General features: G+C 62.7%; 20 protein-coding genes, 1 pseudogene and 1 riboswitch. Of the genes and pseudogenes, 9 read left to right on the forward strand and 12 right to left on the reverse strand.

The features are described 5' to 3' along the window. Nucleotides 1–3: 3 nt before the first annotated feature. Entirely contained in the window at nt 4–1,920 is a 1,917-nt protein-coding gene (locus IVB05_RS30270) for a sigma 54-interacting transcriptional regulator (protein ID WP_247779685.1), read from the forward strand. On the opposite strand, the gene IVB05_RS30275 is transcribed toward IVB05_RS30270, so the two are convergent. Beyond that, nucleotides 1,917–2,543, reverse strand: a complete 627-nt coding sequence (locus tag IVB05_RS30275; RefSeq protein WP_247779687.1) for a hypothetical protein — start codon at nt 2,541–2,543, stop codon at nt 1,917–1,919. The two genes, IVB05_RS30270 and IVB05_RS30275, sit on opposite strands and share 4 nt — an antisense overlap. A gap of 497 nt (nt 2,544–3,040) precedes the next feature. On the opposite strand from IVB05_RS30275, the gene IVB05_RS30280 reads away from it, so the two are divergent. Next, nucleotides 3,041–3,571, forward strand: coding sequence for a hypothetical protein (locus IVB05_RS30280; protein WP_247779689.1), 531 nt, complete (start codon nt 3,041–3,043; stop codon nt 3,569–3,571). A gap of 230 nt (nt 3,572–3,801) precedes the next feature. Next, a complete protein-coding gene (locus IVB05_RS30285; RefSeq protein ID WP_247779691.1) occupies nt 3,802–4,275 on the forward strand; it encodes a GNAT family N-acetyltransferase in 474 nt (157 codons plus the stop codon). A gap of 87 nt (nt 4,276–4,362) precedes the next feature. On the opposite strand, the gene IVB05_RS30290 is transcribed toward IVB05_RS30285, so the two are convergent. From IVB05_RS30290 to IVB05_RS30300, 3 genes and pseudogenes are all read right to left on the reverse strand, one after another. Then, entirely contained in the window at nt 4,363–5,241 is an 879-nt protein-coding gene (locus IVB05_RS30290) for a sulfurtransferase (protein ID WP_247779693.1), read from the reverse strand. A 51-nt stretch (nt 5,242–5,292) separates the two neighbouring features. After that, on the reverse strand, nt 5,293–6,414 hold the full coding sequence (locus IVB05_RS30295; protein WP_247779695.1) for an acyl-CoA dehydrogenase family protein: 1,122 nt from the start codon (nt 6,412–6,414) through the stop codon (nt 5,293–5,295). A 35-nt stretch (nt 6,415–6,449) separates the two neighbouring features. Then, nucleotides 6,450–6,985, reverse strand: a pseudogene (locus tag IVB05_RS30300) (OsmC family protein). A 226-nt stretch (nt 6,986–7,211) separates the two neighbouring features. Here IVB05_RS30300 and IVB05_RS30305 point away from each other — a divergent pair. Beyond that, complete coding sequence (locus tag IVB05_RS30305) at nt 7,212–7,865, forward strand: TetR/AcrR family transcriptional regulator (protein WP_247779697.1); 654 nt, start codon at nt 7,212–7,214, stop codon at nt 7,863–7,865. Here the strand turns inward: IVB05_RS30305 and IVB05_RS30310 are convergent. The 3 genes from IVB05_RS30310 to IVB05_RS30320 all read right to left on the reverse strand — a co-directional run bounded on the left by IVB05_RS30310 (nt 7,862) and on the right by IVB05_RS30320 (nt 10,787). Next, nucleotides 7,862–8,647 carry a DUF2182 domain-containing protein gene (locus tag IVB05_RS30310; protein WP_247779699.1) on the reverse strand — a complete coding sequence of 262 codons (786 nt, stop codon included), beginning with the start codon at nt 8,645–8,647 and terminating at the stop codon, nt 7,862–7,864. The two genes, IVB05_RS30305 and IVB05_RS30310, sit on opposite strands and share 4 nt — an antisense overlap. A gap of 42 nt (nt 8,648–8,689) precedes the next feature. Further along, a complete protein-coding gene (locus IVB05_RS30315) occupies nt 8,690–9,322 on the reverse strand; it encodes a DUF1326 domain-containing protein (protein WP_247779700.1) in 633 nt (210 codons plus the stop codon). 253 nt (nt 9,323–9,575) lie between these two features. Then, nucleotides 9,576–10,787, reverse strand: coding sequence for a TrmJ/YjtD family RNA methyltransferase (locus IVB05_RS30320; RefSeq protein ID WP_247779702.1), 1,212 nt, complete (start codon nt 10,785–10,787; stop codon nt 9,576–9,578). A gap of 220 nt (nt 10,788–11,007) precedes the next feature. Between IVB05_RS30320 and IVB05_RS30325 the strand changes: the two genes are divergently transcribed. The 5 genes from IVB05_RS30325 to IVB05_RS30345 all read left to right on the forward strand — a co-directional run bounded on the left by IVB05_RS30325 (nt 11,008) and on the right by IVB05_RS30345 (nt 15,882). Further along, nucleotides 11,008–11,364, forward strand: a complete 357-nt coding sequence (locus IVB05_RS30325; protein ID WP_247779704.1) for a hypothetical protein — start codon at nt 11,008–11,010, stop codon at nt 11,362–11,364. A gap of 142 nt (nt 11,365–11,506) precedes the next feature. Beyond that, nucleotides 11,507–13,234 carry an alpha/beta fold hydrolase gene (locus IVB05_RS30330; RefSeq protein WP_247779706.1) on the forward strand — a complete coding sequence of 576 codons (1,728 nt, stop codon included), beginning with the start codon at nt 11,507–11,509 and terminating at the stop codon, nt 13,232–13,234. A gap of 127 nt (nt 13,235–13,361) precedes the next feature. Further along, nucleotides 13,362–14,576 (forward strand): NADP-dependent isocitrate dehydrogenase, encoded by a 1,215-nt coding sequence (locus tag IVB05_RS30335; protein ID WP_247779708.1) that lies wholly within the window; start codon nt 13,362–13,364, stop codon nt 14,574–14,576. A 222-nt stretch (nt 14,577–14,798) separates the two neighbouring features. Continuing rightward, nucleotides 14,799–15,272: a DUF3455 domain-containing protein gene (locus IVB05_RS30340; RefSeq protein WP_247787133.1), complete on the forward strand. Its 474-nt coding sequence runs from the start codon at nt 14,799–14,801 to the stop codon at nt 15,270–15,272. Nucleotides 15,273–15,375: 103 nt separating this feature from the next. Beyond that, nucleotides 15,376–15,882, forward strand: a complete 507-nt coding sequence (locus IVB05_RS30345) for a DUF3455 domain-containing protein (RefSeq protein ID WP_247779710.1) — start codon at nt 15,376–15,378, stop codon at nt 15,880–15,882. Nucleotides 15,883–15,943: 61 nt separating this feature from the next. Here the strand turns inward: IVB05_RS30345 and IVB05_RS30350 are convergent, their stop codons facing one another. The 5 genes from IVB05_RS30350 to alaS form a co-directional block, all read right to left on the reverse strand. Continuing rightward, nucleotides 15,944–16,624 (reverse strand): DUF2270 domain-containing protein, encoded by a 681-nt coding sequence (locus IVB05_RS30350; RefSeq protein WP_247779712.1) that lies wholly within the window; start codon nt 16,622–16,624, stop codon nt 15,944–15,946. A 304-nt stretch (nt 16,625–16,928) separates the two neighbouring features. Next, complete coding sequence (locus IVB05_RS30355; RefSeq protein ID WP_247779714.1) at nt 16,929–17,729, reverse strand: hypothetical protein; 801 nt, start codon at nt 17,727–17,729, stop codon at nt 16,929–16,931. Nucleotides 17,730–17,987: 258 nt separating this feature from the next. Continuing rightward, nucleotides 17,988–18,311: a septal ring lytic transglycosylase RlpA family protein gene (locus tag IVB05_RS30360; protein ID WP_247779715.1), complete on the reverse strand. Its 324-nt coding sequence runs from the start codon at nt 18,309–18,311 to the stop codon at nt 17,988–17,990. Between the two features lie 294 nt (nt 18,312–18,605). After that, entirely contained in the window at nt 18,606–19,100 is a 495-nt protein-coding gene (locus IVB05_RS30365) for a hypothetical protein (protein WP_247779716.1), read from the reverse strand. A 1,190-nt stretch (nt 19,101–20,290) separates the two neighbouring features. Then, a complete protein-coding gene (alaS, locus tag IVB05_RS30370; RefSeq protein WP_247779717.1) occupies nt 20,291–22,966 on the reverse strand; it encodes an alanine--tRNA ligase in 2,676 nt (891 codons plus the stop codon). Nucleotides 22,967–23,180: 214 nt separating this feature from the next. Next, a riboswitch (glycine riboswitch) is annotated at nt 23,181–23,271 on the forward strand. The last annotated feature ends 128 nt before the right edge of the window (nt 23,272–23,399 follow it).

Raw genomic sequence — 23,399 nt, forward strand, 5'->3', positions numbered from 1 at the left:
CAGATGGATCTTGCGCTCGGTTCAACGGCCCCGCCGCAGGACGTCGAACTGCGTGCCGTCGCGTTCGAGTCCTCAATCGAGCCGACGCTGCTGCTCGATCCCCATGCCGACCTGATCCTCGACGCCAATCCCGCCGCCTGCACCCTGCTTGGCTACGACCGCGCGCTGTTGCGGCAGACCAAGGTCAGCAGGCTGCATGCAGGCCAACTCCCCGCGCTGATCGTGTTCACACAGGCCGTGCTCGACAAGGGCGCGTTTTGGACCAATGCGCTGACGCCGCGCCACGCCACCGGGCAAACGCTCCGGCTCGAATATGCCGGCTCGCTCGTGCCGGGTGATGGCCGCCCGCTGGTGCTGCTCACCATGAGCGACCTCGATGCACGCCGCCGTCGCTATGTCGATGCGGCGGCCGAAGACCACATGCGCGGCGGGATCGCGACCTGGCAGCGGGTCGAGCGCGTGTTTCAGGATATCGAGCGCGAAAACCAGTTGATCCTGCGCGCCGCCGGCGAAGGCATTTACGGCGTCAACGCTGACGGCAAGACCACCTTCGTCAACCCGGCCGCCGAACGCATGCTGGGCTGGTCGGCCGAGGAACTGGTCGGCAAGGAAATCCACCCGATCGTTCATCACACCCATCATGACGGGCGGCACTATCCCGATCATGACTGCCCGATCTACGCGGCGTTTCGCGACGGCGCCGTGCACCAGGTCGAGGGCGAGGTGTTCTGGCGCAAGGACGGCACGCCGGTCTGGGTCGAATACACCTCGACACCGATCCGCGACCGCGGCGTGGTGGTCGGCGCGGTCATCGTGTTCCGCGACGTCAGCCAGCGCCGCGAGGCCGATGAAAAACTCCACGCCGCGCTCGCCGAGGTCGATCGCCTGCGCGAACGGCTGGAGCTGGAAAACGCCTATTTGCAGGAAGAAATCCGCATCGAGACCAATCCGCGCGGCATTATCGGCCAGAGCGAGGCAATCCAGAAGACGCTGCGCCAGGTCAAGCTGGTGGCCCCGACGTCCGCAGCCGTGATGATCACGGGCGAATCCGGCACCGGCAAGGAACTGATCGCGCGCGCCATCCACGAGGCAAGCAGCCGCCGCGACCGGCCACTGATCCGCGTCAACTGCGCGGCGATCCCGCGCGAGCTGTTCGAGAGCGAGTTCTTCGGCCACGTCCGCGGCGCCTTCACCGGAGCGATGCGCGACCGCATCGGGCGGTTCGAACTCGCCGATGGCGGCACGCTGTTTCTCGATGAGGTCGGCGAAATTCCACTGGAGCTGCAAGGCAAGCTGTTGCGGGTGCTACAGGAGGGCAATTTCGAACGGGTCGGCGAAGAGCGCACCCGCGCGGTCGACGTGCGCCTGATCGCCGCCACCAACCGCGATCTCAAGCAGGAAGTGCAGCGCGGCCGGTTTCGCGAGGACCTCTATTTCCGCCTCAACGTGTTTCCGGTGGAGTCCGTACCACTGCGCGAGCGGCGCGAGGACATTCCGCTATTGGCGCAGCACTTTTTGACCCGCGAGAGCAAGGCGCTGAAATCCGAGCTTCGGTTGTCGGAAGGCGATGCGCGCAGGCTTTCGCGCTACGACTGGCCCGGCAACGTCCGCGAACTGCAGAACGTCATCGAACGCGCCGCGATCCTGGCGCAGAATGGCCGGCTGCGCATCGACCTGCCCGATTCATCCGGCGCTCAGCCCGCGCCCGGCTCGGCGCGCGTGAAGGCCGACGCCCACCCGGCTGTCTTGACCGCATCCGAAATGCGCGCCCACGAGCGCGCCAACATTCTCGCCGCGCTTCAGGCCTGCTCTGGCAAGGTGTTCGGCCCCGGCGGTGCCGCTGAAATGCTCGACATCAAGCCGACCACGCTGGCCTCGCGCATCAAGGCGCTGGGGATTACCCAACGTCCGCCGCGTTAGCGGCGGCCACCGACGGCAAACGGAGAGGCGCCGGGCAGCCCAAGCGAATTGATGTCGCCCGACTGTTGGACGTAGCCAACCCCTAAGGACAGGCTGAGATTCGACGTCGGCTGAAATTCGATGCCCGCATTCACGCTGGAGACGGGTAATGTACCGGACACGTTATCGAATGGGGCGAAAGGGTTGCCGAGGCCGGTATTGTATTTCAAGGTGTCGAAACCGGCATAGACCGTGACGGGCAACCCGCCCGCGCCTTTGAAGCTGTAGCCGAACTGCATGCCTTCGCTGTAGAGCGAGCCGAAATTGCCAAACGCATTCTGGTTGATGCCGCTCAAGCCCATGCCGTTACGTTGGCTGCCGACAAAAAAGCCGTTCGGAAAATTGTAGCGCGCATAGGAAAAGCCGCCGCTTCGGGCGTCGCTGAAGTCAAAGCTCGGAAAATTCCCGTAACTGTTCGGGCTCTCGCTGGCGGCAGGGTCGCCACCGAAGCCCATCGGCCAACCCTGGACCCAATAACCCACAGGGGCGGCTTGGGCGTGTGCCGTTCGCCCGCCCAAGCAGAGCATCGCCAATACGAGTGCGAGACCCAATCTGCCTGAGAAATTCAACATCCGCGCGATCACCAAGTGTCCCCCCAAAGCTATACCCTCCGGATGTCCGGAGCGCCAGTGCGGCGCTCAGGATGACAGTGATGGAACAAGCGTGCGCGACGTGCGGTTACAGCGCCGGTCCGGAATTCCGCCGATGAGACCCAAACCGGAAGGGAATTGTCAAACGTGAGGGGCAGACTGTTGGTACGCGTCAATAATGAATCAGGCGACCGACACCTCGCTGCTGCTTCGGCTTCCTGCGTGCAACGCGGTCCAAGACCGGATTGCTGGTATGCCGGTAGGCCACGCTCTAGGAGGCAGTCGCCAACGATGTTGCGAGGCTTGATGGTCGATGGCCGGTCGTTGATGGGGTCCGCAGCCGTGCGTATGTGATTGCTACTCAACAAACGGAGGCGTTTTCAAGTAAACGGGCAACCAAAGGGGCGAGGTAGAGTTCTATAGGCGATCATGGAGGAATTTGCTCCGACGAAATTGTAACCTGCAACCATCCAACCCATCTGGAGGACACCATGAGATATGATCTCAAGTCATCGTGCATGTGGGGTTGTGTTGTGCTTGCTTTGGCAGTCCCGGCGGCTGCTGTCCCGGCCGTGGCGGAAGAGTCAGGCCAATGGTTCGGTCGAGCCGTTCTGGTCACCCTGTCGAGCAAGAGCGTGAAGCTGGAAGACCGGGCTGACCATACGGTGTCGGTCACCGAGTTCGACGGCGCCGTGTTCAATGCCGACGGCAAGCCCTTCCTCGACAAAGCCCGCTATCAGGTGGTTGATCTAACGGATGCTGGCGCTTCCAGCGGCGGCCACAAGACCTTCACAGAGGCCGATGGATCCAAGGTCTTTGCCAAGTACGTCCTGAAAGACGCGAAGCCGAAAGAGTTCCGCGGTACCTTCGAGTTCACTGGCGGCACAGGAAAATATGCAGGGATCACGGGCCGCGGTGAGTACCACGTCGTGCTGGTCAGCGACACGGCCTTGTGGGATGAACTGCGCGGCGAGTACAAGATTCCGGGGCCGACCACGGGGAGCGCCGCGCCTCCACGGTAAACAGCGGGGCCGGCGAACAGCTCAACGCGGACGATAAGGCGATCTTGATCGACGCAAAGCGTTAGATCGTCATCAGGGAAGAGCGGGCATTGGACGGTCGAGTCGCGATGTCAGCGAGTGACTCCGAAACAGACAACGTTCCCCGTAGTTTGCCACCAACGGTAGGTCCAACTATGGTCAACGCCGAAGCTCGGATGCTGCCGTCAAAGACGCGGGCGAACGAAACTGACATGGATACATCTTTGATTATTCGTCGCGCGTCGGGCTTGGACCTTCCGCAACTACTCGGACTATATCCCCATCTCGATCCAGCCGACCGGATCCCGCCGCTGGATGTCGCTGAACGCCGCTTCGAGGAACTGCAGAAGTATCACGGAAGCGCGATCCTCATCGGGGCCGCCGAAGGCGCCATCGTCACCTCCTGCACGCTTATCGTTATTCCGAACCTGACACGTGGCGGACAGCCATATGGATTGATTGAGAACGTTGTAACGCACGCTGCCTTCCGAGGGCGCGGTTTCGGCAAACAGGTCCTGCAAGCGGCCGTGGCCGAGGCATGGCAGGTCGATTGCTACAAGGTCATGCTGATGACGGGATCCAAAAGGCCATCCACGTTGGCGTTCTACACCTCCGCGGGTTTCCAGCAGAACAAGACTGGCTTCCAAATTCGGCGGCTTGCGCCGCGCGCAGAGTCACCCGACTGAACCAGCCGCGCTGCATGAGGCGGCTTCTGGCCTGACCATGGCTGCAGTCCAATCCGCTAGGATCAGACTGCAACATCCGACGTGTCGTTACGCTGCCTTGGTGGTGAGCTTGACGTCCGTCGGCAGCCCCTCTTCGATCGGCAGCGACGGGTCGCGCGACCATTCGTTCCAGGAGCCGAAATACATCCGGACATCCTTCACGCCGGCGTTCTTCAACGCGAGGAACGTGTTCGAGGCCCGCGCGCCCTTGAAGCAGTAGAGATAGACCGGCGTATTCTCTGTGATGCCGACGGTCGCGCACTCCGCCAGGATCTCGTTCTTGGACTTGAAGCGCGGCCCTTCCGCCGTCGGCTTCATCATGCGGTACCATTCGAGCCAGACGGCGCCGGGTATGCGTCCCTTGCGCGGGCAGAAATCCTTCCCATACGGCGACGAGCTCTCGCCGATCCACTCGTCGATATCGCGCACGTCGAGCAGCGCGATCGCGGGCTTGCCGACGGCGGCCAGCATGGTCTTGGCGTCGATTAGGATGTCGCCGGCTTCGGGCAGAACCGAGAACGATGCCTTCACCGGCGACGGCACGTCCTTCGTCACCGGCAGGCCCGCCGCCGCCCACGCATCGTAGCCGCCATGCAGCACCTTGATCTTGGGATAGCCGAGCATGGTGAGGAGGTAGTAGCCGCGGCAGGACTGGCCGAAGCCGGAATTCATCGACTGTTCGTAGATGACTGCGGTCTCTTTCCCCGAAAGTCCGGCGTCGCCGAACGCATCGGCGAATTTCGTCTTTAGTTCCTGCATGCCTTCCGGTGTCGAGGTCGCGAGGTAAGTGAATATTTCATGGACGTTGACGGCGCCCGGGAGATGCCCTGCGCCGTAAGCCTCGGGATTGCGGGTGTCGATGACGACACACGGCTCTTGCTTGAGGAATTCCGCGAGTTCGCCGGCAGTAATCAGAACGTCCGTCATGGCAGGCCTCTCCTGTTGTGTGGTTGCTGGTGGGGGTCGGTCGGAAATCCGTTAGCGTTCGTCGCCGGCCAGCATCTTGCGGAGCTGCTTGGTGGCCGGGGTGACGATGGCGACGAAATAGGCTTCGCGCAGCCGGCGCTGCGCGCGATGGCTCTTGAGGTAGCCGCGCGCGCCGCAATGGAGCATCGCCGCATGCGCGGCCGCGACGCTGGCGTCGCCCAGCCGCAAGCGAAGTGCGACGACGCGCCGCCAATAGCTGTCGTCGGAGTTATAAGGATCGCTCGCCAGCGCCATCGCCTCCTTTTCGAACTCGGCGTGGAGTTCGCGGAATTGCGTCGGCTGCTGCGGCAGATAGCGGTTGACGTGCCCGAGCGGCGCCTCGACCTCGTCCATGATCTCGATGCAATTCTTGATCAGACCGAGCGCCATGCCCGTCTGCAGCAGAATGAAGCCGGCGCGGATCTTTTTCACGAACGGCGCTGCCTGCTCGACAAGGATCAGTTCATCGGGCACGAACAAGTCGCGGAACTGCACGCCATAGGTGCCGGTGCCGTCCATCGCGAGAAAGGGTTTGCACGGCTGCAGCGTGATCGCGGGATCGGAACAATCGGCGAGGAACATCACGATGCCGCCGCCGTCGTCGTCGCGCTCGAAGATGGTGCCGAAGAAATGGTCGGGACCAAGGTTCGACACCCAGGGCAGCGCCCCCTTGACGACGTAGCCGCCCTCGACCTTGCGGCCCTTCAATTTGAGCTTCTCGATGCCGAAAAAACTCTTCATTGGATTGGAGAGCCCGGTGCCGCCGAGCACCCGTCCGCTTGAAAAACTGTCGCCGAAGCGCCTTGCAAGCTGAAGGTTGGTCGAGTTCGCGGCGTACCAGACCAGCGTGTTCTGGCACCAGGCCATGAACGCCGTCGCGCCGCAGACCTCCCCGATCGCAGCGATCGACTGGATGGCACAGCGCAGGTCGGCCGGTCCCTCCTGGGGGACATGGCTGCCCCACGCGCCGATCTTACCGAAACCGCGCAGCAATGCGTCCGGATAGGCGGAGCCGGCATCGATGGCCAGCGCTAGCGGCGCCAGGTCGCGACGAGCCAGTCTGGCAACCTCGTCAACAATCGTGGGAGCGGGCTGATCTGCAACTTCGACCCGCGACAAAGCTAGTGAATCCATGGTCTCCCGCTCCCTCTTGCACGCGTCGCGTTACGTTAGATGCCGACCTCGAGATTGACGGGCCGCGTAAAGGTGTTGGCGACCACTTCTTGACGTGGGTGACCAGCGCGTCGATTTCGGCTTTCGGAATGCCCTCGCATTCCATGTCGACCTTGACGCGGACATCGGTGAAGCCAACCGGCTTCTCGCTGACGTCGCCGGTGCCCCAGACGGCGGTGATGTTGAGGTCGCCCTCGAGTTCGAGTTCGAGCTTGTTGACGATCCAGCCGCGGTGAACGGCGTTGGCGTGCAGGCCGACCGCAAGGCAGGAGCCGAGCGCGGCGAGCGAGGCTTCGGATGGATTGGGCGCGGTGTCGTCGCCGAGCAGCCCCGGCGGCTCGTCGACGATATAGGGCGCGAGGTTGCGGATGTAGTTGGCGTGGCGGAACTTGCCCTCCGCCACCGTCTTGCACTTCAAGGTCTTGATGACCTCCGGATTGGCCTTGCCGTTGGCGATGAGTTGCTCGAGCCCATTTTTGTCGATCGGGGCCAGGCAGCCGGTGAGCACCGTTTTTTGAGCGACCGCGGTCATCATTTCTCTCCCTAGGTAGGATACCGAACGTTCTGTTTCCTGCATTAAGCGTGCCAGATCAGGCCGCGATCAAAAGCCGATGTTCTCTAGCCGCTTAGCGATAGCTGCACGGAAATTGGTCAGCGCCGCGCTGCACAGGCGCGAAGCAATTGCCGCGCGTGTGCGATTATTTTCAGCGCAAAGATGCGGCTTGATGATTGCGGCGCGCTCCGATTAACTGCGGCGTATGGGCAAATCGGTCTCCAAGAGGAAAACTGTCGCGGCACGCGCTGCAGGCGACGAGGAATCGGCGCGCGGTCGCCTGCTCAGCGCGGCGACGCATCTGTTCTGCAAGAACGGCATCAACGCCACCGGCATCGACGCCATCATCGACGAGGCCGGCACCGCCAAGACCACGCTCTACAAATTGTTCGGATCGAAGACCAACCTCGTCAACGCCGTGCTGGAGAGCGAAGGCAAGGCCTGGCGCGAATGGTTCATCGGCGCGATAGAAGATGGCGGTGGCGATGCGCAGGCGAAGCTTAAGCGGATTTTTCCGGCGCTGAAGCGCTGGTTCGCCGAGGAGCGCTTCTACGGCTGTCCCTTCATCAATGCGGTGGCCGAGCACGACAAGAACGCCAAGCAGTTCCGCAATATCGCGCTGCGCCACAAGAAAGTGGTGCTCGCGCATATCGAAAAGCTCGCAGGTGAAATGGGCGCGGTCAAGCCGCAAATGCTGGCCCATCAGCTCGCGCTGCTGATCGACGGCGCCATCGTCGCCGCCATGGTCTCGCGCGATCCCGGCGTGGCGGACACCGCCGGCCTTGCCGCGGGCAATCTGTTCGGACCATCGAAGGTGAAGAAGCCGAAGCGCAGTCCTGCAGAGCTTGTCGCCGTCTAGGCCGCGATGACGAGGCCGCGCGCGAGAATGATCCCGCCGGTTACGATCAGGCCCGCGCCGACGGCGCTGCTGAGCCATGGACTGCGCGCGACCATCTTCTCCAACCCGACATAGATCGCAACCGCTGCGACCCAGGCCAGGTTCATGATGCCGACAACGAACAGCAGCGCCATCAGGAACCAGCAGCAGCCGACGCAATAGCCGCCGTGGCGAAAGCCCATCCGCAGAGCGCCGATGGCATCCGGTTGCCAGTGTCGGCTCAGGAAGAACACCGGGCTTTGGCAGTAGCGCAGACAGGCGCGCTTGATCGGGGTGAGCTGGTAGAGCCCGGCGGCAAGCAGGATGATGCCGGCGAGCAAATTGCTGGTGCTCGCCATCATGCCGGACAGCAACCCGGACTGTTCAAGTGCCCACTGCACCGAGACAGCAACCAGGCTGAAGGCTGCCCATATCACGAGATAGCCGAGGAGAAAGAGCCAGCTTGAGATGACAGGACTGTCCGCGGTCGCCTGCTTGCGCTTGATGGCGGCGAACAGCAGGATCATGGGGGCTGCGCTGGGCACCATCATCGCGGCCATCATCACCCACCACATCGCGAACATGAGCCATGCCTGTGCCAGTGACCACGGCTCAGGGTCCATCGGCATATCGGCCATGCTCATGTCGATGCCGGCGCCGGCAATCAGATAGCCCCAGGAGAAGGCCACCACGACGGCTATTCCGATGGCCACGATCAGGCGATCGTGCCGCAGGGTCTGTTCGAGCGCCGAGGTCCCGATCATGCACTCACCCGCTACTGGGCGCGTAGAGATTAGGGCGCAACGCTAGGCCGCAACGCCCTCCGGCGTCTGGACGACATTGGCGAGCGAACTGTGCGTGCCCTTGGTGTCGAACTTGATCGCGCCGGTCGAGCGGATGTTGGCCGAAGCGACCTCGGCAGCCTTGTGCTCGAAGCCCTCGGGCATCACGACCTGGATGCGGTGAGGCTCTCCCGTCACCGGATTCTTGATCGGCTCGACCTCGGTCTCCAGCACGCCCTTGGCTACGACACGCGCCACACGTCCATTCTTGTCGAACGAAAACTCGAACGGCGCAAACACCGGCTTATGTTTTTTTGTCACGATCAGACTGAAGATGTGAAACAGCGTGCCTTCGGCGGAGTTCTCGCCTGACAGGATGTTGAAGAGCGCTTCGCGCTGCTCCGCCGTCGCGCGTTCGTCAATGATCGGCTGCGACTGGCCATTGCCCTCGTGCAGCGCGCCGGGAAAATCGACGGTGACAGCAAAAACCAGGCCGTCGAGCCTGGTGCCCTCAAAATGCCCTTTGGTAATCCGCATGCCGACCATGCCCTTGCAATATCCCTGGGTCGGCAGGGCATTGAAATCGCACGGACAGCCAAACGCGCAATTGCAGTTCTTGATCCATTCGCCTTCGAGACGCCAGTCGGATGTAGCCATCGCAGACCTCCGCGTTGCGTTGTCGATTGGACTGCAGCCGCTTGGCACTGCTTGCCGGCGTCAAATGCGCGATCGATGCGCGCGGGATCGCGGTCAAGGCATCGACGCCATGGCGATTGGCGTAGTACGACGTGCTGTCCCAGCGAGGCAAGCTTACCCCGTTTGTGTGCCCGGGGACAGCGATCGGTAGGGTGGCAGAGCGAAGCGTGCCCACCATTCAACACAACGGTGCGGACGAATGGTGGGCACGGCGCTAGCGCGCCTTTGCCCACCCTACGGCTTTTTCGAGCCGCTCAAGTTCCGTCGCCAGATCAGCCTCGACATCGGCGACCCGCATCTCGATCACGCGGTAGTCGCGTGCCTCCAGCCACGTCTTCCGCCGGGCGCGATCGGCAACGATGGCCTCCGACTCGTTCGGGTTGACGAGTTCGATCGCCAGCCGGTGCACGAACGAAACGAAATCCGGAATGTGTCGCCCCACCGGCGTCTGGCGCTTGAACTGGCCGGCAAAACGCCGGTCGCGGGTCAGCGCCTGCCACAGGAGCCGCTCGGCGTCGGTCGGGTTGCGACGCAGCAGCCGGGCGAGCCCGCGCACGGTCGAGCTGTCGCCGGGAACCGCCGGCCCCTGCCCGTGCTCGGCCAGCAGCGCCCGCAGCCTTGTGGCCTGCTCGCCATCCAGCACGCCGCCCTTGGCCGGACCCTTGCGGCCTTCGGCGATCGCCATCACCACCCCGTGCAGGGTGTGCATGTCCTGCTTGGTCGGGTCCATGCGGGTGAAGATGTTGCGCAGGTTCACCAGCATGGTCTCCCGCTTCTCGCGCGGGCGCAGGAATTCGACCTTGTCGAGTTCCCGGACCAGATTGTCGAAGAACGCCTGCATCTGGTGCTGCGAGGCCGGCTCGGACCGCTCCGGCATCGCGAACGGCAGGGCGCCGCCCGTCGACAGCTTGAACCACTCGTAGCCGATCAGCAGCACCGCCTGCGCTAGATTCAGCGAGGCGAAACCCGGGTTGACCGGGAAGGTGATGATCCGGTTGGCGAGCGCCACCTCCTCGTTCTGCAGGCCATAGCGCTCCCGGCCGAACATGATGCCGACCCCGCCGCCGCTGCCGACATGCGCCACGATCTCGCCCGCCGCTTCTGCCGGTGCGACCACCGGCTTGGCCTGGTCATGAGCGCGGGCCGTGGTGGCGAACAAGAGCGTCAGGTCGGCGACCGCCTGCTCGACCGTGTCGAACAATTGGGCCTGTTCCAGAATCTGGTCGGCACCGGCCGCCGCCCGCTGCGCCGCGATGTTCGGCCAGCCGTCGCGCGGATTGACGATTCTTAGACGGGAAAGCGCGAAATTGCCCATCGCGCGCGCGGCCATGCCGATGTTCTCGCCGAGCTGCGGCTCGACGAGGATCACAACGGGTCCGGCTAAGTCCCAACCAGACTTGGTTTTATCGGTGCCCGAACCGGACATTCGCAACTTCACTTTCTGATTCAACTTCTGAAGGATCGGGGGATTCACCAAATCCCCGCAGGCTGCCTTCGATTGCCTGAATAGGATAATTTCTCAAGCAAAATAGTGGGGTTAGCACCCCTATTTGAGCCCTGTTCAAAGACTTCAAGGTCTTCTGAGTAAGGAAAGATCGATGGGAACCCCATCGAAATGCGGACCGGAGGCCGGCTAGGATACGCGGATGAGCTGGAATGAATCCGAGATCCTGAAAGCCCGTCAGGCGATCCTTGACGCCGCGCAGGACATGCTGGCGGGAAGGCTTACATACATCGAAGGTGCGCGGAAAATTGTTGCAGCTTGGTGGACGTCAAAGCTCGATGAGAGGGACGTGGATTTCCTGCCGTTCGTCGGCATTGCTTCTGAAACCGAAGCTCTGCCGTTTGGCGAGATGAGAGCGCACTGGCAGCCAGCGGCGTCGGACGCCCTTCAGCCCGAGATCGATCGTATGGATGCTTGGGCTCGACGGTTCGGCGAACCCCATTGCCGCAATCTCGTGGCGCGATTTTCCAGCGGCGAGATTAAGATCGAAAAATTCTAAGTCCGAGGTCTAACCTGCGGTTGAACCATCGCCGCCGCTTGCGCGCGTTAGACTTCCGGATAGGCTAACAATCACAAACAAAGCGAAGCTGCAAACATCCCGAAAGCCGGTGCAACGGTGAGGGAATCAAGGGGAGGCGTCCATGCGCGGCAGGTGGTCGTTGGCGATACTGGGCGTGGTCCTGATCCTGGCGGGCGGCCTGCTCGCCCATTTCACGCAGACCGCAGGCGGCATCAGGATCCAGGATGTCAGGTTCAAGGGCGCCACGGGCAACGCCATGAGCGCCCTGCTCTACATCCCAGCGAATGCCACGCCGCAGATCCCCGCCCCCGGCATCCTTGCGGTCCACGGCTACATCAATTCCCGCGAAACCCAGGACGGCTTTGCCATCGAATTCGCCCGCCGCGGATATGTGGTGCTCGCCCTCGACCAGACCGGCCACGGCTATAGCGACCCGCCCGCTTTCGCCAACGGTTTTGGCGGCCCCGATGGGCTGGCTTATCTGCGCAGTCTCGAATTCGTCGACAAGAACAATATCGGGCTCGAAGGCCACTCGATGGGCGGCTGGACCGTGCTGGCGGCGGCCACCGCTGCGCCCAACGACTACAAATCGATGGTGCTGGAGGGCTCGTCCACCGGCAAGCCGTTCGCCGCCGAAGGGACCCCAAGCTGGCCGCGAAACGTGGCGCTGGTCTTCGCCCAGTATGAAGAGTTCTCAAGCCTGATGTGGGGCGTCGACAAGGCCCGCGACGTCACCCAGAGCCCGAAGCTGTGGGCGCTGTTCGGCACGCAAGGCCCGGTGGAACCAGGCAAGGTCTATGGCGACATCGCGCAGGGAACGGCGCGCGTGCTCCACACCCCCGCCATCACCCATCCGGCCGAACACATCTCCCACGAGGCCATCGGTTACAGCCTCGACTGGTTCGCCAAAACCCTGCAGGGCGGCACGCCCCGCCCGGTCGATGACCAGATCTGGTTCCGCAAGGAGATCGGCACGCTGATCGCGCTGTTCGGCTTTATCGCGCTGCTGATCGGGGCCTTCGATGGCCTGCTGGAAGCGCCGATGTATTCCCGCCTGCGGCTGCCTGAGGTGGCCGATGGCACCATGCCGGAGCACACCGCGGCGAGCGGCCGGCGCTGGACCGCGGCCTTCATCCTGTCCGCCTTCATCCCGGCGCTGACTTATTATCCGGCGTTTGCGCTGGGCGGGACGTTCGTAAAACCCTCAGCCGTCCTGCCGCAAGGCATCACCAACCAGATCCTGGTCTGGGCCGTCATCAACGGCCTGATCACGCTGGCCCTGATGCGGTTCGCACCCAAACGCGCCAGCCGGTCGGGCATCGTCGCCCAATCGATCGTGATCGCGATCGCGTCAGTTACGATCGGCTATGCGGCGCTATGGCTCGCCGACCTCACCTTCAAGATCGACTTCCGGTTCTGGATCGTCGCGCTGAAGCTGATGAGCGCGAAGCAGTTTTTGATCTTCCTGATCTATCTCGTGCCGTTCACGGCGTTTTTCGTGATCGCGCTGCACGTCCTGCACCGCAATTTCTCGACCATGGCGGCGCCCCGCGGGGCGCTTTATTTAACCAATATCCTGGCGTTGACGCTGGGCTTTATCGTGCTCGTGGGCGGGCAATACGCCATTCTCTGGCTCACCGGAAAACTGTTCAACCCGCTGCCCGACCCCGGCTTCGTGCCGCCCTCGACCATCGTCGCCATCCAGTTCGTGCCGCTGCTGGCGATCTGTGCCGTGATCGCGACCTTCACCTGGCGGCGGACCGGCTCCAGCCTGCCCGGCGCCCTGATCTGCGGCCTGTTCGTGACCTGGTACGTGGTCGCGGGGACGGCAACCCAGGCAGCAATATAATCTAAAGGATGGGCAGAAAGTGCATAACGGCTTGGCTTTCGCCGGCCGGTTTGCAGTGCTATAGGCCGCCTATAATCACTCCACCCCGCCCAAATGCGCGGTTTTCCGAGAAAAGGCCCCCTCCATCATGGCAAAAATCAAGGTGACCAACCCCGTCGTCGAACTCGATGGCGACGAGATGACCCGGATCATCTGGCAGTACATCAAGGACAAGCTGATCACCCCCTTCCTCGATGTCGAGCTTTTGTATTTTGACCTCGGAATGGAGTACCGCGACCAGACCAACGACCAGGTCACGATCGACGCCGCCAACGCCATCAAGAAGGTCGGCGTCGGCGTCAAATGCGCCACCATCACCCCCGACGAGGCCCGGGTGAAGGAATTCGGCCTGAAGGAAATGTGGAAGTCGCCGAACGGCACCATCCGCAACATCCTCGGCGGCGTGATCTTCCGCGAGCCGATCATCTGCAAGAACGTGCCGCGCCTGGTTCCCGGCTGGACCAAGCCGATCATCATCGGCCGCCACGCCTATGGCGACCAGTACCGCGCCACCGATTTCAAGTTCCCCGGCGCAGGCACGCTGTCGATGAAGTTCGTCGGCGCAGACGGCACCGTGATCGAGAAGGAAGTGTTCAAGTCCCCCGATGCCGGCGTCGCGATGGGCATGTACAATCTCGACGATTCCATCATCGACTTCGCCCGCGCCTCGCTGAACTACGGCCTCTTGCGCGGCTATCCGGTCTATCTCTCGACCAAGAACACGATTCTGAAGGTCTATGACGGCCGCTTCAAGGACATCTTCCAGGACATCTACGACCGCGAATTCAAGAAGGAATTCGAGGCCAAGCGGCTCACTTACGAACACCGCCTGATCGACGACATGGTCGCTTCCGCGCTGAAATGGTCCGGCGGCTATGTCTGGGCCTGCAAGAACTACGACGGCGACGTGCAGTCGGATACGGTTGCCCAGGGCTACGGCTCGCTCGGCTTGATGACCTCGGTGCTGCTGACGCCCGACGGCAAGACGGTGGAAGCCGAAGCCGCGCACGGCACGGTGACCCGGCACTACCGCGAGCACCAGAAGGGCAAGGAGACCTCGACCAACTCCATCGCGTCGATCTTCGCCTGGACCCGCGGCCTGTCCCACCGCGCCAAGCTCGACAACAACCCAGAGCTCGCGAAATTCGCCGATACGCTGGAAAAGGTCTGCGTCGCGACCGTCGAGGAAGGCTACATGACCAAGGACCTCGCGCTCCTGGTCGGCGCCGACCAGCGCTGGCTGTCCACGACCGGCTTCCTCGACAAGGTCTCGGACAACCTCGCCAAGGCGATGGCAGCGTAAGCCACCCTTCACAACTCCCTCCACATCATTGCCTGCGACAAACGGGAAGCGTTTGCGCAAGGGGGCAGAGCGACGAGCAATCCATGTCTCAGCTTGGGGCACGATGAATTGCTCGGAGCCTGTCGCCGGTCGCGCATTCGCGCGGCCCGTTGGCTCGCAGTGATAGAAAACCAACGACGGAGCAATACCGTGTCGTTCCCTAAGAACGCCGTACTCGCTGCTATCTTTCTCACCGGGTCGCTCGTCAACGCGACCGCCCAGACATCACTTCCCGAGGCCATCGCAGCTCCGGGTGAAACCGCAATTCTCAAGCTGCATGCCGAAGGCGCGCAGGTCTACGAATGCAAGACCGGCGCCGACGGCGCACTCGCCTGGGCGCTTCGCGAGCCGATCGCGACGCTTGTTTCGGACGGCAAGACGGTCGGCCGGCATTATGCCGGACCGAACTGGGAGTACAGCGACGGCAGCGCGGTGGTCGGCCAGGTCGTCGGCACGGCCCCGGGGCAGGTCGCAATGGACATTCCCTGGCTGAAGCTCGCAGTAGCTTCCCGGCGCGGCAACGGTGTTCTCAGTCCGGTGACGACAGTGCAACGGATCAACACGATGGGTGGAAAGCTCAATGGCGCCTGCTACAAGGCAGGCGCCTATGAAAGCGTCCCCTACTCGGCCGATTACGTGTTCCTGCGCAAGGGCTGACACGACGCTGCCATCCGGCGGTTTCGGACAACCTCGCCAAGGCGATGGCATAATTGGCTGATAATGGTGTTGGTCTTTCGGGGCCAACACCATGGATTTTATGATGCCGATTGTCCGGAATGCCGCACTCGCTCTGCTTTTGTCATCGACGTCAGTTTTGAGCGCCTCCGCCCAGACCCTCCTTCCCGACGCCATCGCCGCGCCCGGAGAGACCGTCGTGCTCACACTCCATGCCGAAGGCGCGCAGCTCTACGAATGCAAGGCCGGCGCCGACGGCAAGCTGGCCTGGGCATTCCGTGAACCGGTCGCAGCCTTGCTGCTCGACGGCAAGACCGTCGGCCGGCACTATACCGGGCCGAACTGGGAACACATCGACTCCAGCGCCGTCGTCGGCAAGGCCGCCGGCAACGCGCCTGGCGCCACGCCGAACGATATTCCCTGGCTCAAGCTGACGGTAACGTCCGGGCGCGGCACCGGCATCCTCTCCGGCGTCACGACGGTGCAGCGGATCAATACGGTCGGCGGCAAGCTCGAGGGCGATTGCGACAAGGCGGGCACCTATCGCAACGCGCCCTACTCGGCGGACTACGTATTTCTGCGCAAGGGCTGAACGTTTTCTCCGTTAGGCGACGAACGAGTCATAGAGGACCGTACGGACGCTTCGCGCTACGCTAACCCATCGCCACCTTGTCGCCCGTGGCCCTGTGCTGGCGTTGGTCGAGCCACATCGTGCCGAGCGCGAACGCCAGCCAGCCGAAATTGTAGGCAAAGCCTATCATCAGAACGACCCAGCCGGGAATCGGTCCGACTGCGGCGCGATCGACAAATTCCGCCAGGGTTGACGCAGGCGTCGGATGGATCGCTATCTTGCCGTAATAGGCAATCACCTGGACAGCGAGAATCCAGACGTAGTTGCGACGCAGCCGCCGTCCCGCCGCGCGGACAAACGAAATGTGATGGCGGGGCGCCGTGTAGTCGCGCCCGAGCACCACCTGCCAGCTATCGTCGCGGGCTTCACCGGTGAATATTGGCGCGTAGAAATTCATCTCCATCCACCGCGCTCGCGCGCGCCAGACATTGAAGTAGCGATAACGTCGCGCCTCCATGCCGAGAAACACGGCGATGAGCAGGCCTACGAGCAGGAGCGGCAGGGGTGAAGCCTCCGGGCTCGAAAAGGTCGTCGACAGGGCGATGCCCATTGTGACGATCGCCCAGTTGGTCGTGTTGTCGAGCCGCGTTCTCCAGATCGTCGAACGGTAGACTTCGCCCCGGTAGAGATGAGCGATGGCGCCCATTTCAGCAGAATTGAAGGCGTGTTGGCGGTGTGTTTCGCTGGAAGCCGTAACAGACATGGCGGGACTCCGGTTGTCCGAACCGCGGATCACGGCATTGACCGGGAGAGTCCACATCATCAACGCCGATGAACCTATCCGGAATTGTGACGGCGCAACTATGCTCGCCCTGAGGCCGAATTGCCAGCAACAGGAACGAGTAATGGAACGGTGCACCGCACTATCCCGACGTGGCGTCCGGATTGGGTCGCGCCTTGTGGCGCCAAACGACGACGACATCGCGCAACCCCACAGCGCGCTGCGTTCCGTATCGGATCAAGGCGTTGTTGCAGGACAGGACCTTCGACGATCACCGCATCGACGACTACCAATCGTCGTACATCCATTCCCTTGGGTATCGAGGCCGCGCTCTCGCCTGCGGCGACCGCTCGGGCTTGCGCAAGGTCGGAGTCGGCTGCGTCGGAGGCGGTGACGTCCTGGACAGGTTCTGCTCGGAAACCTTCGCGAGCACGCGTTTTATCTCTTCCTGGCTCGCCTTGAGTTCCTCGATGGCTTTTGAATTGTTGCTGGCTATTTGTTGCTGGTTCGCCTTGAGCTGTTCGATGCTTCGCTCCATGTTCGCCAGATCGCGCGCCATCGTTTGCAGCAACTGCGTGTGATCGGGAACCGCAGCGGTAGCTGTCGGTGCGGCGTCTTGCGTTGTGCTCTGAGCCAGGGTTGTTGCTTGCGGTGGCGTTGCTTGCGGTGGTGCGGCCTCCGCCGCGGCCACTTGAACGCTAGATGAAGCGGGCTGTGCGGGGGCCGGCGGATTTTCCGGCGGCAATGATGGAGTTGAAGCGAGCTGCGGCGCCGAAGGGGCGACGACCTGCTTGCCCCCGCCGCCATAGGTCGACTGCAAAACCAGGGCGGCGACAATGATGCACGCCGCCAGCGGCAAACCGACGAGGGCCCGGAACACCGGCCATCCAGGCGGGGATGGCGGGCCAGGTGCGGCCGAAGGCGGGCGCGCGGCATCGCGCTCGATTTTTGCAAGCTGTTCACTCAAACGCGCGAGCTGTTCATCCGCGCGCATGATCTGTTCGTGGGCGTGCGCGAATCGCTCATCGGCGCGCGCGACCGGGGCATCGTGGGGTTCAGTTGCTTTCGGAGTGGGCGTGGAGTTCATTGGCGTTTCCCTTTTCCGTCCAATGTCATCCGAAGGTGGCGGTCGACGATCCGACAGGTCGACCAGCCGCCGACACGTGCAGTCTTGTCCAAACAATGGCCGTATGATGGAGAGAATGGCCGCATGATGGAAGAATCTGGGATCACACGGCGATAGCGTCCTGGAATTCCGTGGACCACTGCCGGCGGCGCAGCCGAATGCGGGCGCCGCGATGCTTGAGCCCCTCACGGCGCAGCTTCCCACTTGTGCTCATCTACCTCAGCGGAGGGAGACCATCGCAGTCCCGGCCACGCCAAGCACACGGGCGGCCCCCGTGGATAGGTCGATGCACCGTCCCTTCACGAACGGACCACGATCGTTTATCCGGACGGTGACGCTTCGCCCGGTGGAATGTGAGGTGACTGTGACGTGAGAGCCGAATGGTCTGGCGCGATGCGCCGCGGTCATCGCATTTGGATTCATCCGCTCGCCCGATGCGGTTCGGCCTCCGCTATAACCATAGCGAGAAGCAATACAGGTTTCGGCGTCTGCCGGCGCAGACAGGCAGGTGAGCGCCAGCGCGGCGCATATCGGGCGGATCATCGTCCCCTTCCAGGATTGAGGCTCGACTGCCAACTTTTCCCGTGCCTCCAAGTTCCCGCAAGAGAGTCAGAATAATGAAAGCGGCACTGCATACCGCGCAACAGGATCGTCAGAACGCAGGAGAACAGTTCGTCAGAACGGGCCTGGGATCATCGTTCGATCGACCGCGAGATAGCTCTGTCTGAAACCCGACAGGTTGCGGCGCTTCAAGTTCTTCATTGAAAAATCGGGAAATTCGGAGGGCGCCGGACGGTCGCGCTGAATAGTGCACAGACGCCCGGACAATCGGCGTCCCTACCGCTTGGCCCCCAGATACGTCGTCCATACAGCGCTGGCTAAGGTCTGTGATGTTTTCCGGGCGCATGCCTTTTCGACTTCCGCCACGATCGACGACATACTGATCTTCGGCTGTGTTTGGCCACTCGCCGCGGCGACGTAATTAAGTCCCGTCCAGAAACCGTGAATCCAGACAGTCCCCTCCAACCGATGCTCTTCCGTAGACCGCCACTGAGCGCAACTCATGCTGCCTGCTCCGATCATCTCGACTGAAACCTTGGCGTCCTGCGCCAAGGCCACGCAGACCGAAGCGCCGAAGACGATCGACGCAAACAGAGATGGCTTTATCATCCACCAGGTCATCTGGCACCTCTCGCCCGAACGCCAAAAATCGGCTGTTGCGCAAGTTCCAGCGATCGGGATTTCTACCGGAATGCCGCGACCAATGATGCCCGCAAGGTCCGCGGCACCATCCAGGGTTCGGCCAACGCGGATTCTCTGCAGCATCACCATGAATCAGGCTGCAGCGTGACGAATGAAGGTGACGTCAGCTTTCTGCCGTTCCCATTTGCAGGCGCGATGGATGCGCCAGGATCGCATCCTGCTCGGCTTGATTGGCGCGCCTCAATCGATGTCCGCTATTGCTCCACCAAATTCCGCAGCGCGTGCGATGTGCCCACAGGAACATCGCAGGCTTGTCCTGATATGAACGAGGCCGCCAACCAGGGCGGCCTCGGGATGACCGGTGCGCGGGGCGGTGCCGGGCGATGCCGGACCACTCTGCAACACCAGGAATTAGCGACCTTTAAAACCGACCTCTACAGGTCTCGCGATACCTGCGGCAATTTCCTTCGCCTCGTTCGCCCAACTCGTCCTTGTTGAGGCAGGCTTGTCTCAATTCGCCGCACACATCCCTCCGAACTGGCCTTTGGCAGGTCTCCCGGTATCTACGGCAATTTCCTTCGCCCCGCTCCCCCAACGCGTCCTTGTTTTCGCAGGCACGCCGCAACTGCTCGCATTGCCCACCCCCTCGACCGTCGTACACTCGGACGCCTCCCGGTCCAACCTCAATGGATTGGGAAAAGGCCGAGATCGGAATTACAAAAAGAGCAGCCGCCGCTGCAGCGCCGAACGCATAGTTGCGCATTCCATTCAACATTTCCTGATCCTCCAGTTGGTATGTACGGATGAATAGAAAGGCCACTTCGGCGATGTCTTCTTCATCCCGGTCTCAGCTTCGGTGCGCGTCTTGAACACCTTGCCGTCGCAACAACCACAGTGGTGGTGGTTGACCTCTAGTCCACGATGGCGCATTTCCTCGTGGAGATGTCCTGCACTACGTGAAATTGCGTCTGAGCGTAGGCAGCACCGGTCATGATTGCTGCGGCTGCCACCGGAATAAGAAACTTCTTCAAGATGTCTCCTCCATTGCGCATATGTCCCTGCGCAGATAACCGAGCGGCGTGGAGTCGGTTCCACGGCCGGGACTCCGTCTACGAGGCACTAACCAGTTCCTGGGGGAGACCCTACAAGCGTTGACGTGAACGCCGGCCGAACGAGCAGTTCAGAGACCGTTTATTTCCAGCTCACCGAGCTTCGCCTTCACGCGCGCGACTTCCAATCCTGGTCGCTTGCGACCGGGTCGAGCCAGCAGCATTCTGGCCTTGTTACGCGCTGAGTCCACGCGCGGGCTTGTCTGCGCCTTAAGCGCCCGCCATCGCCTGTTCGATCGCCGATAGCGCCGCATTCGCCTTGGCGCCATCAGGCCCGCCGGCCTGCGCCATATCGGGCCGCCCGCCGCCGCCCTTGCCGCCAAGCGCTTCGGAACCCTTGCGCACCAGTTCAACCGCGTTGAAGCGCGCCGTGAGATCGCTCGTGACGCCGACGACGATGCCGGCCTTGCCGTCCTCGGTGACGCCGACGATCGCGACCACGCCGGAGCCGATCTGCTTCTTGCCGTCGTCGACCAGGCTCTTGAGGTCCTTGGTCTCGACGCCCTCAACCGCGCGCGCCAAAAGCTTGACGCCGCCGGCTTCACGCACACCGCCGGCCACAGCCCCACCATTGGTCGCGCCGCCGCCCATTGCGAGCTTCTTGCGTGCGTCCGACACATCGCGTTCGAGCTTCTTGCGCTCTTCCATCAGCGCCGCGATGCGCGCCGGCATGTCGTCGACTGTCGTGCGCAGCTCGGACGCCGCCGTCTTCGCAATCGCCATCGTATCGTTGGCGTGCTTGCGTGCATGACGGCCGGTCAGCGCCTCGATGCGCCGCACGCCGGAAGCCACCGCACTTTCACCGGTCACCGTAATCAGCCCGATATCGCCGGTGCGGCGCACATGGGTGCCGCCGCACAGTTCGACCGACCAGCCGAGTGCGTTCCGCCCCTGTTCGCGCGGGCCCTTGCCCATCGAGACCACACGGACCTCGTCGCCGTATTTTTCGCCGAACAGGGCACGCGCGCCGGCTTCGCGGGCGTCGTCCACCGCCATCAGCCGCGTCGTCACCTCGTCGTTTTCCAGCACCACCTCGTTGGCGATGTCCTCGACGCGGGCGAGTTCCTCCGCCGTGATCGGCTTCGGATGCACGAAGTCGAAGCGCAGGCGATCCGGCGCCACCAGCGAGCCGCGCTGGGCGATGTGATCGCCGAGCACCTGGCGCAGCGCCTCGTGCAACAAATGCGTCGCCGAGTGATGGGCGCGGATCGATGAACGCCTGCTGTGATCCACTTCGAGCTGCAACGGAGTGCCGACCTTCAGCGTACCCTGCTCCACCGTGCCGATATGCACGAAGAGATCGCCGGCCTTCTTCTGCATGTCGGTGACGCGGAACTTGACGCCCTCGCCCGTCAGCAGGCCGATGTCGCCGACCTGGCCGCCGGACTCCGCGTAGAACGGCGTCTGGTTCAGCACGATCGCGCCGCTCTCGCCGGTCTTCAGGCTGTCGGCATCCTTGCCGTCCTTCACCAGCGCGGTGACCACGCCTTCGGCGCTCTCGGTGTCATAGCCCAAAAATTCGGTGGCGCCGAGCTTCTCACGCAGCGGAAACCAGACGTTCTCGCTTGCCGTATCGCCCGAGCCCGACCACGACGCGCGCGCCTTGGCTTTCTGCTTTTCCATCGCATCGGTGAACGAAGCCTGATCGACGCTGATGCCGCGCGACTTCAGCGCGTCCTGCGTGAGATCGAGCGGGAAGCCATAGGTGTCGTACAGCGTGAACGCGGTATCGCCGTCGAACATGTCGCCCTTCTTCAGGCCGCTGCTCTTTTCGTCGAGGATCGAAAGCCCCCGCTCCAGCGTCTTGCGGAAGCGCGTCTCTTCCAGCCGCAGCGTTTCCTCGATCAGCTTTTCGGCGCGCACCAGTTCGGGATAGGCTTGGCCCATCTCGCGCACCAGCGCCCAGACCAGCCGATGCATCAGCGGCTCGCGCGCGCCGAGCAACTGCGCATGGCGCATCGCGCGGCGCATGATCCGGCGCAGCACATAGCCGCGGCCCTCGTTCGACGGCAGCACGCCATCGGAAATCAGGAACGACGACGCCCGCAGATGGTCGGCGATCACGCGCAGCGACGCCTTCTGCGGGCCCAGCGGATCGGCGCCGGTCAACTCCGAGATCGCGCGGATCAGGGCGACGAACAGGTCGATATCGTAATTGTCGTGCTTGCCTTGAAGAACGGCCGCGACGCGCTCCAACCCGGCGCCGGTGTCGATCGAGGGCTTTGGCAGCGCGTTGCGCACGCCGCCTTCGAGCTGCTCGAACTGCATGAACACGAGATTCCAGATCTCGATGAAGCGGTCGCCGTCCTGCTCGGCGGAACCCGGAGGGCCGCCCCAGATCTTGTCGCCGTGATCGTAGAAGATTTCCGAGCACGGGCCGCACGGGCCGGTATCGCCCATCTGCCAGAAATTGTCGGAGCCGGCGATGCGGATGATGCGCGACTCCGGCAGGCCTGCGATCTTCTTCCAGAGATTGAACGCCTCGTCGTCGTCGATATAGACGGTCGCCGTCAGCTTGTCCTTCGGCAGGCCGAACTCTTTCGTGACGAGGTTCCAGGCGAGCTCGATCGCGCGATCCTTGAAGTAATCGCCGAACGAGAAATTGCCGAGCATCTCGAAGAACGTGTGATGCCGCGCGGTGTAGCCGACATTGTCGAGGTCGTTGTGCTTGCCGCCGGCGCGCACGCATTTCTGCGAGGTGGTGGCGCGCTGGTAGGGGCGCTTCTCGACACCGGTGAAGACGTTCTTGAACTGCACCATGCCGGCATTGGTGAACATCAGGGTCGGATCGTTGCGCGGCACAAGCGGCGACGACGGCACGATCTCGTGGCCGTTCTCCGCAAAGAAATCCAGAAACTTCGACCTGATCTCGTTGACGCCGCTCATGTTCATCCAATCGGAAATAGGACCGGGTCAGGCCGCAACCAGCCTTTAACCTTCCGGCGGAACGCTTTTAGACAAGGCCGCCTGCGGTGTCCAGAAACTGTGCAGGCGGATCATAGGCTTGCCGCAGCACACAAGATGGGCGCGCACATCCCGTTGATAATGCTGCGGCTGCGTTGACAGGCTTGGCAGGCCTGTGTTTCCCTACCTATATTCAAGACGTCACGTCGGGAGAGATCGGCTTCAGCGCCGGCGCCGAAGGAGCAACCGCCCCGGAAACTCTCAGGCAAACGAACCGCGTGACGAACTAGCATCTGGAAAGTGACGCCGGGCGGCTTTGGCCCAGGGCGTCCGCCGACGGGATAATACTCTCAGGCACAGCGACAGATGGGGCTTTCTTTGGGATTTCGGGGGCTGGTCTCCGGAACCCATGAGG

The sequence above is a fragment of the Bradyrhizobium sp. 170 genome (assembly GCF_023101085.1).
In the GTDB taxonomy this organism is placed as follows: Bacteria; Pseudomonadota; Alphaproteobacteria; order Rhizobiales; family Xanthobacteraceae; genus Bradyrhizobium.

Excerpts from the sequence above, each read along its gene's own strand:
- IVB05_RS30330 (WP_247779706.1), top strand. The coding sequence starts at position 11,507 with ATGCGCGGCAGGTGGTCGTTGGCGATACTGGGCGTGGTCCTGATCCTG.
- IVB05_RS30355 (WP_247779714.1), bottom strand. The coding sequence starts at position 17,729 with ATGAACTCCACGCCCACTCCGAAAGCAACTGAACCCCACGATGCCCCG.
- alaS (WP_247779717.1), bottom strand. The coding sequence starts at position 22,966 with ATGAGCGGCGTCAACGAGATCAGGTCGAAGTTTCTGGATTTCTTTGCG.
- IVB05_RS30325 (WP_247779704.1), top strand. The coding sequence starts at position 11,008 with ATGAGCTGGAATGAATCCGAGATCCTGAAAGCCCGTCAGGCGATCCTT.
- IVB05_RS30345 (WP_247779710.1), top strand. The coding sequence starts at position 15,376 with ATGCCGATTGTCCGGAATGCCGCACTCGCTCTGCTTTTGTCATCGACG.
- IVB05_RS30295 (WP_247779695.1), bottom strand. The coding sequence starts at position 6,414 with ATGGATTCACTAGCTTTGTCGCGGGTCGAAGTTGCAGATCAGCCCGCT.
- IVB05_RS30290 (WP_247779693.1), bottom strand. The coding sequence starts at position 5,241 with ATGACGGACGTTCTGATTACTGCCGGCGAACTCGCGGAATTCCTCAAG.
- IVB05_RS30285 (WP_247779691.1), top strand. The coding sequence starts at position 3,802 with ATGGATACATCTTTGATTATTCGTCGCGCGTCGGGCTTGGACCTTCCG.
- IVB05_RS30350 (WP_247779712.1), bottom strand. The coding sequence starts at position 16,624 with ATGTCTGTTACGGCTTCCAGCGAAACACACCGCCAACACGCCTTCAAT.
- IVB05_RS30315 (WP_247779700.1), bottom strand. The coding sequence starts at position 9,322 with ATGGCTACATCCGACTGGCGTCTCGAAGGCGAATGGATCAAGAACTGC.
- IVB05_RS30360 (WP_247779715.1), bottom strand. The coding sequence starts at position 18,311 with ATGATCCGCCCGATATGCGCCGCGCTGGCGCTCACCTGCCTGTCTGCG.
- IVB05_RS30270 (WP_247779685.1), top strand. The coding sequence starts at position 4 with ATGGATCTTGCGCTCGGTTCAACGGCCCCGCCGCAGGACGTCGAACTG.
- IVB05_RS30335 (WP_247779708.1), top strand. The coding sequence starts at position 13,362 with ATGGCAAAAATCAAGGTGACCAACCCCGTCGTCGAACTCGATGGCGAC.
- IVB05_RS30280 (WP_247779689.1), top strand. The coding sequence starts at position 3,041 with ATGAGATATGATCTCAAGTCATCGTGCATGTGGGGTTGTGTTGTGCTT.
- IVB05_RS30310 (WP_247779699.1), bottom strand. The coding sequence starts at position 8,647 with ATGATCGGGACCTCGGCGCTCGAACAGACCCTGCGGCACGATCGCCTG.
- IVB05_RS30305 (WP_247779697.1), top strand. The coding sequence starts at position 7,212 with ATGGGCAAATCGGTCTCCAAGAGGAAAACTGTCGCGGCACGCGCTGCA.
- IVB05_RS30365 (WP_247779716.1), bottom strand. The coding sequence starts at position 19,100 with ATGGTGATGCTGCAGAGAATCCGCGTTGGCCGAACCCTGGATGGTGCC.
- IVB05_RS30320 (WP_247779702.1), bottom strand. The coding sequence starts at position 10,787 with ATGTCCGGTTCGGGCACCGATAAAACCAAGTCTGGTTGGGACTTAGCC.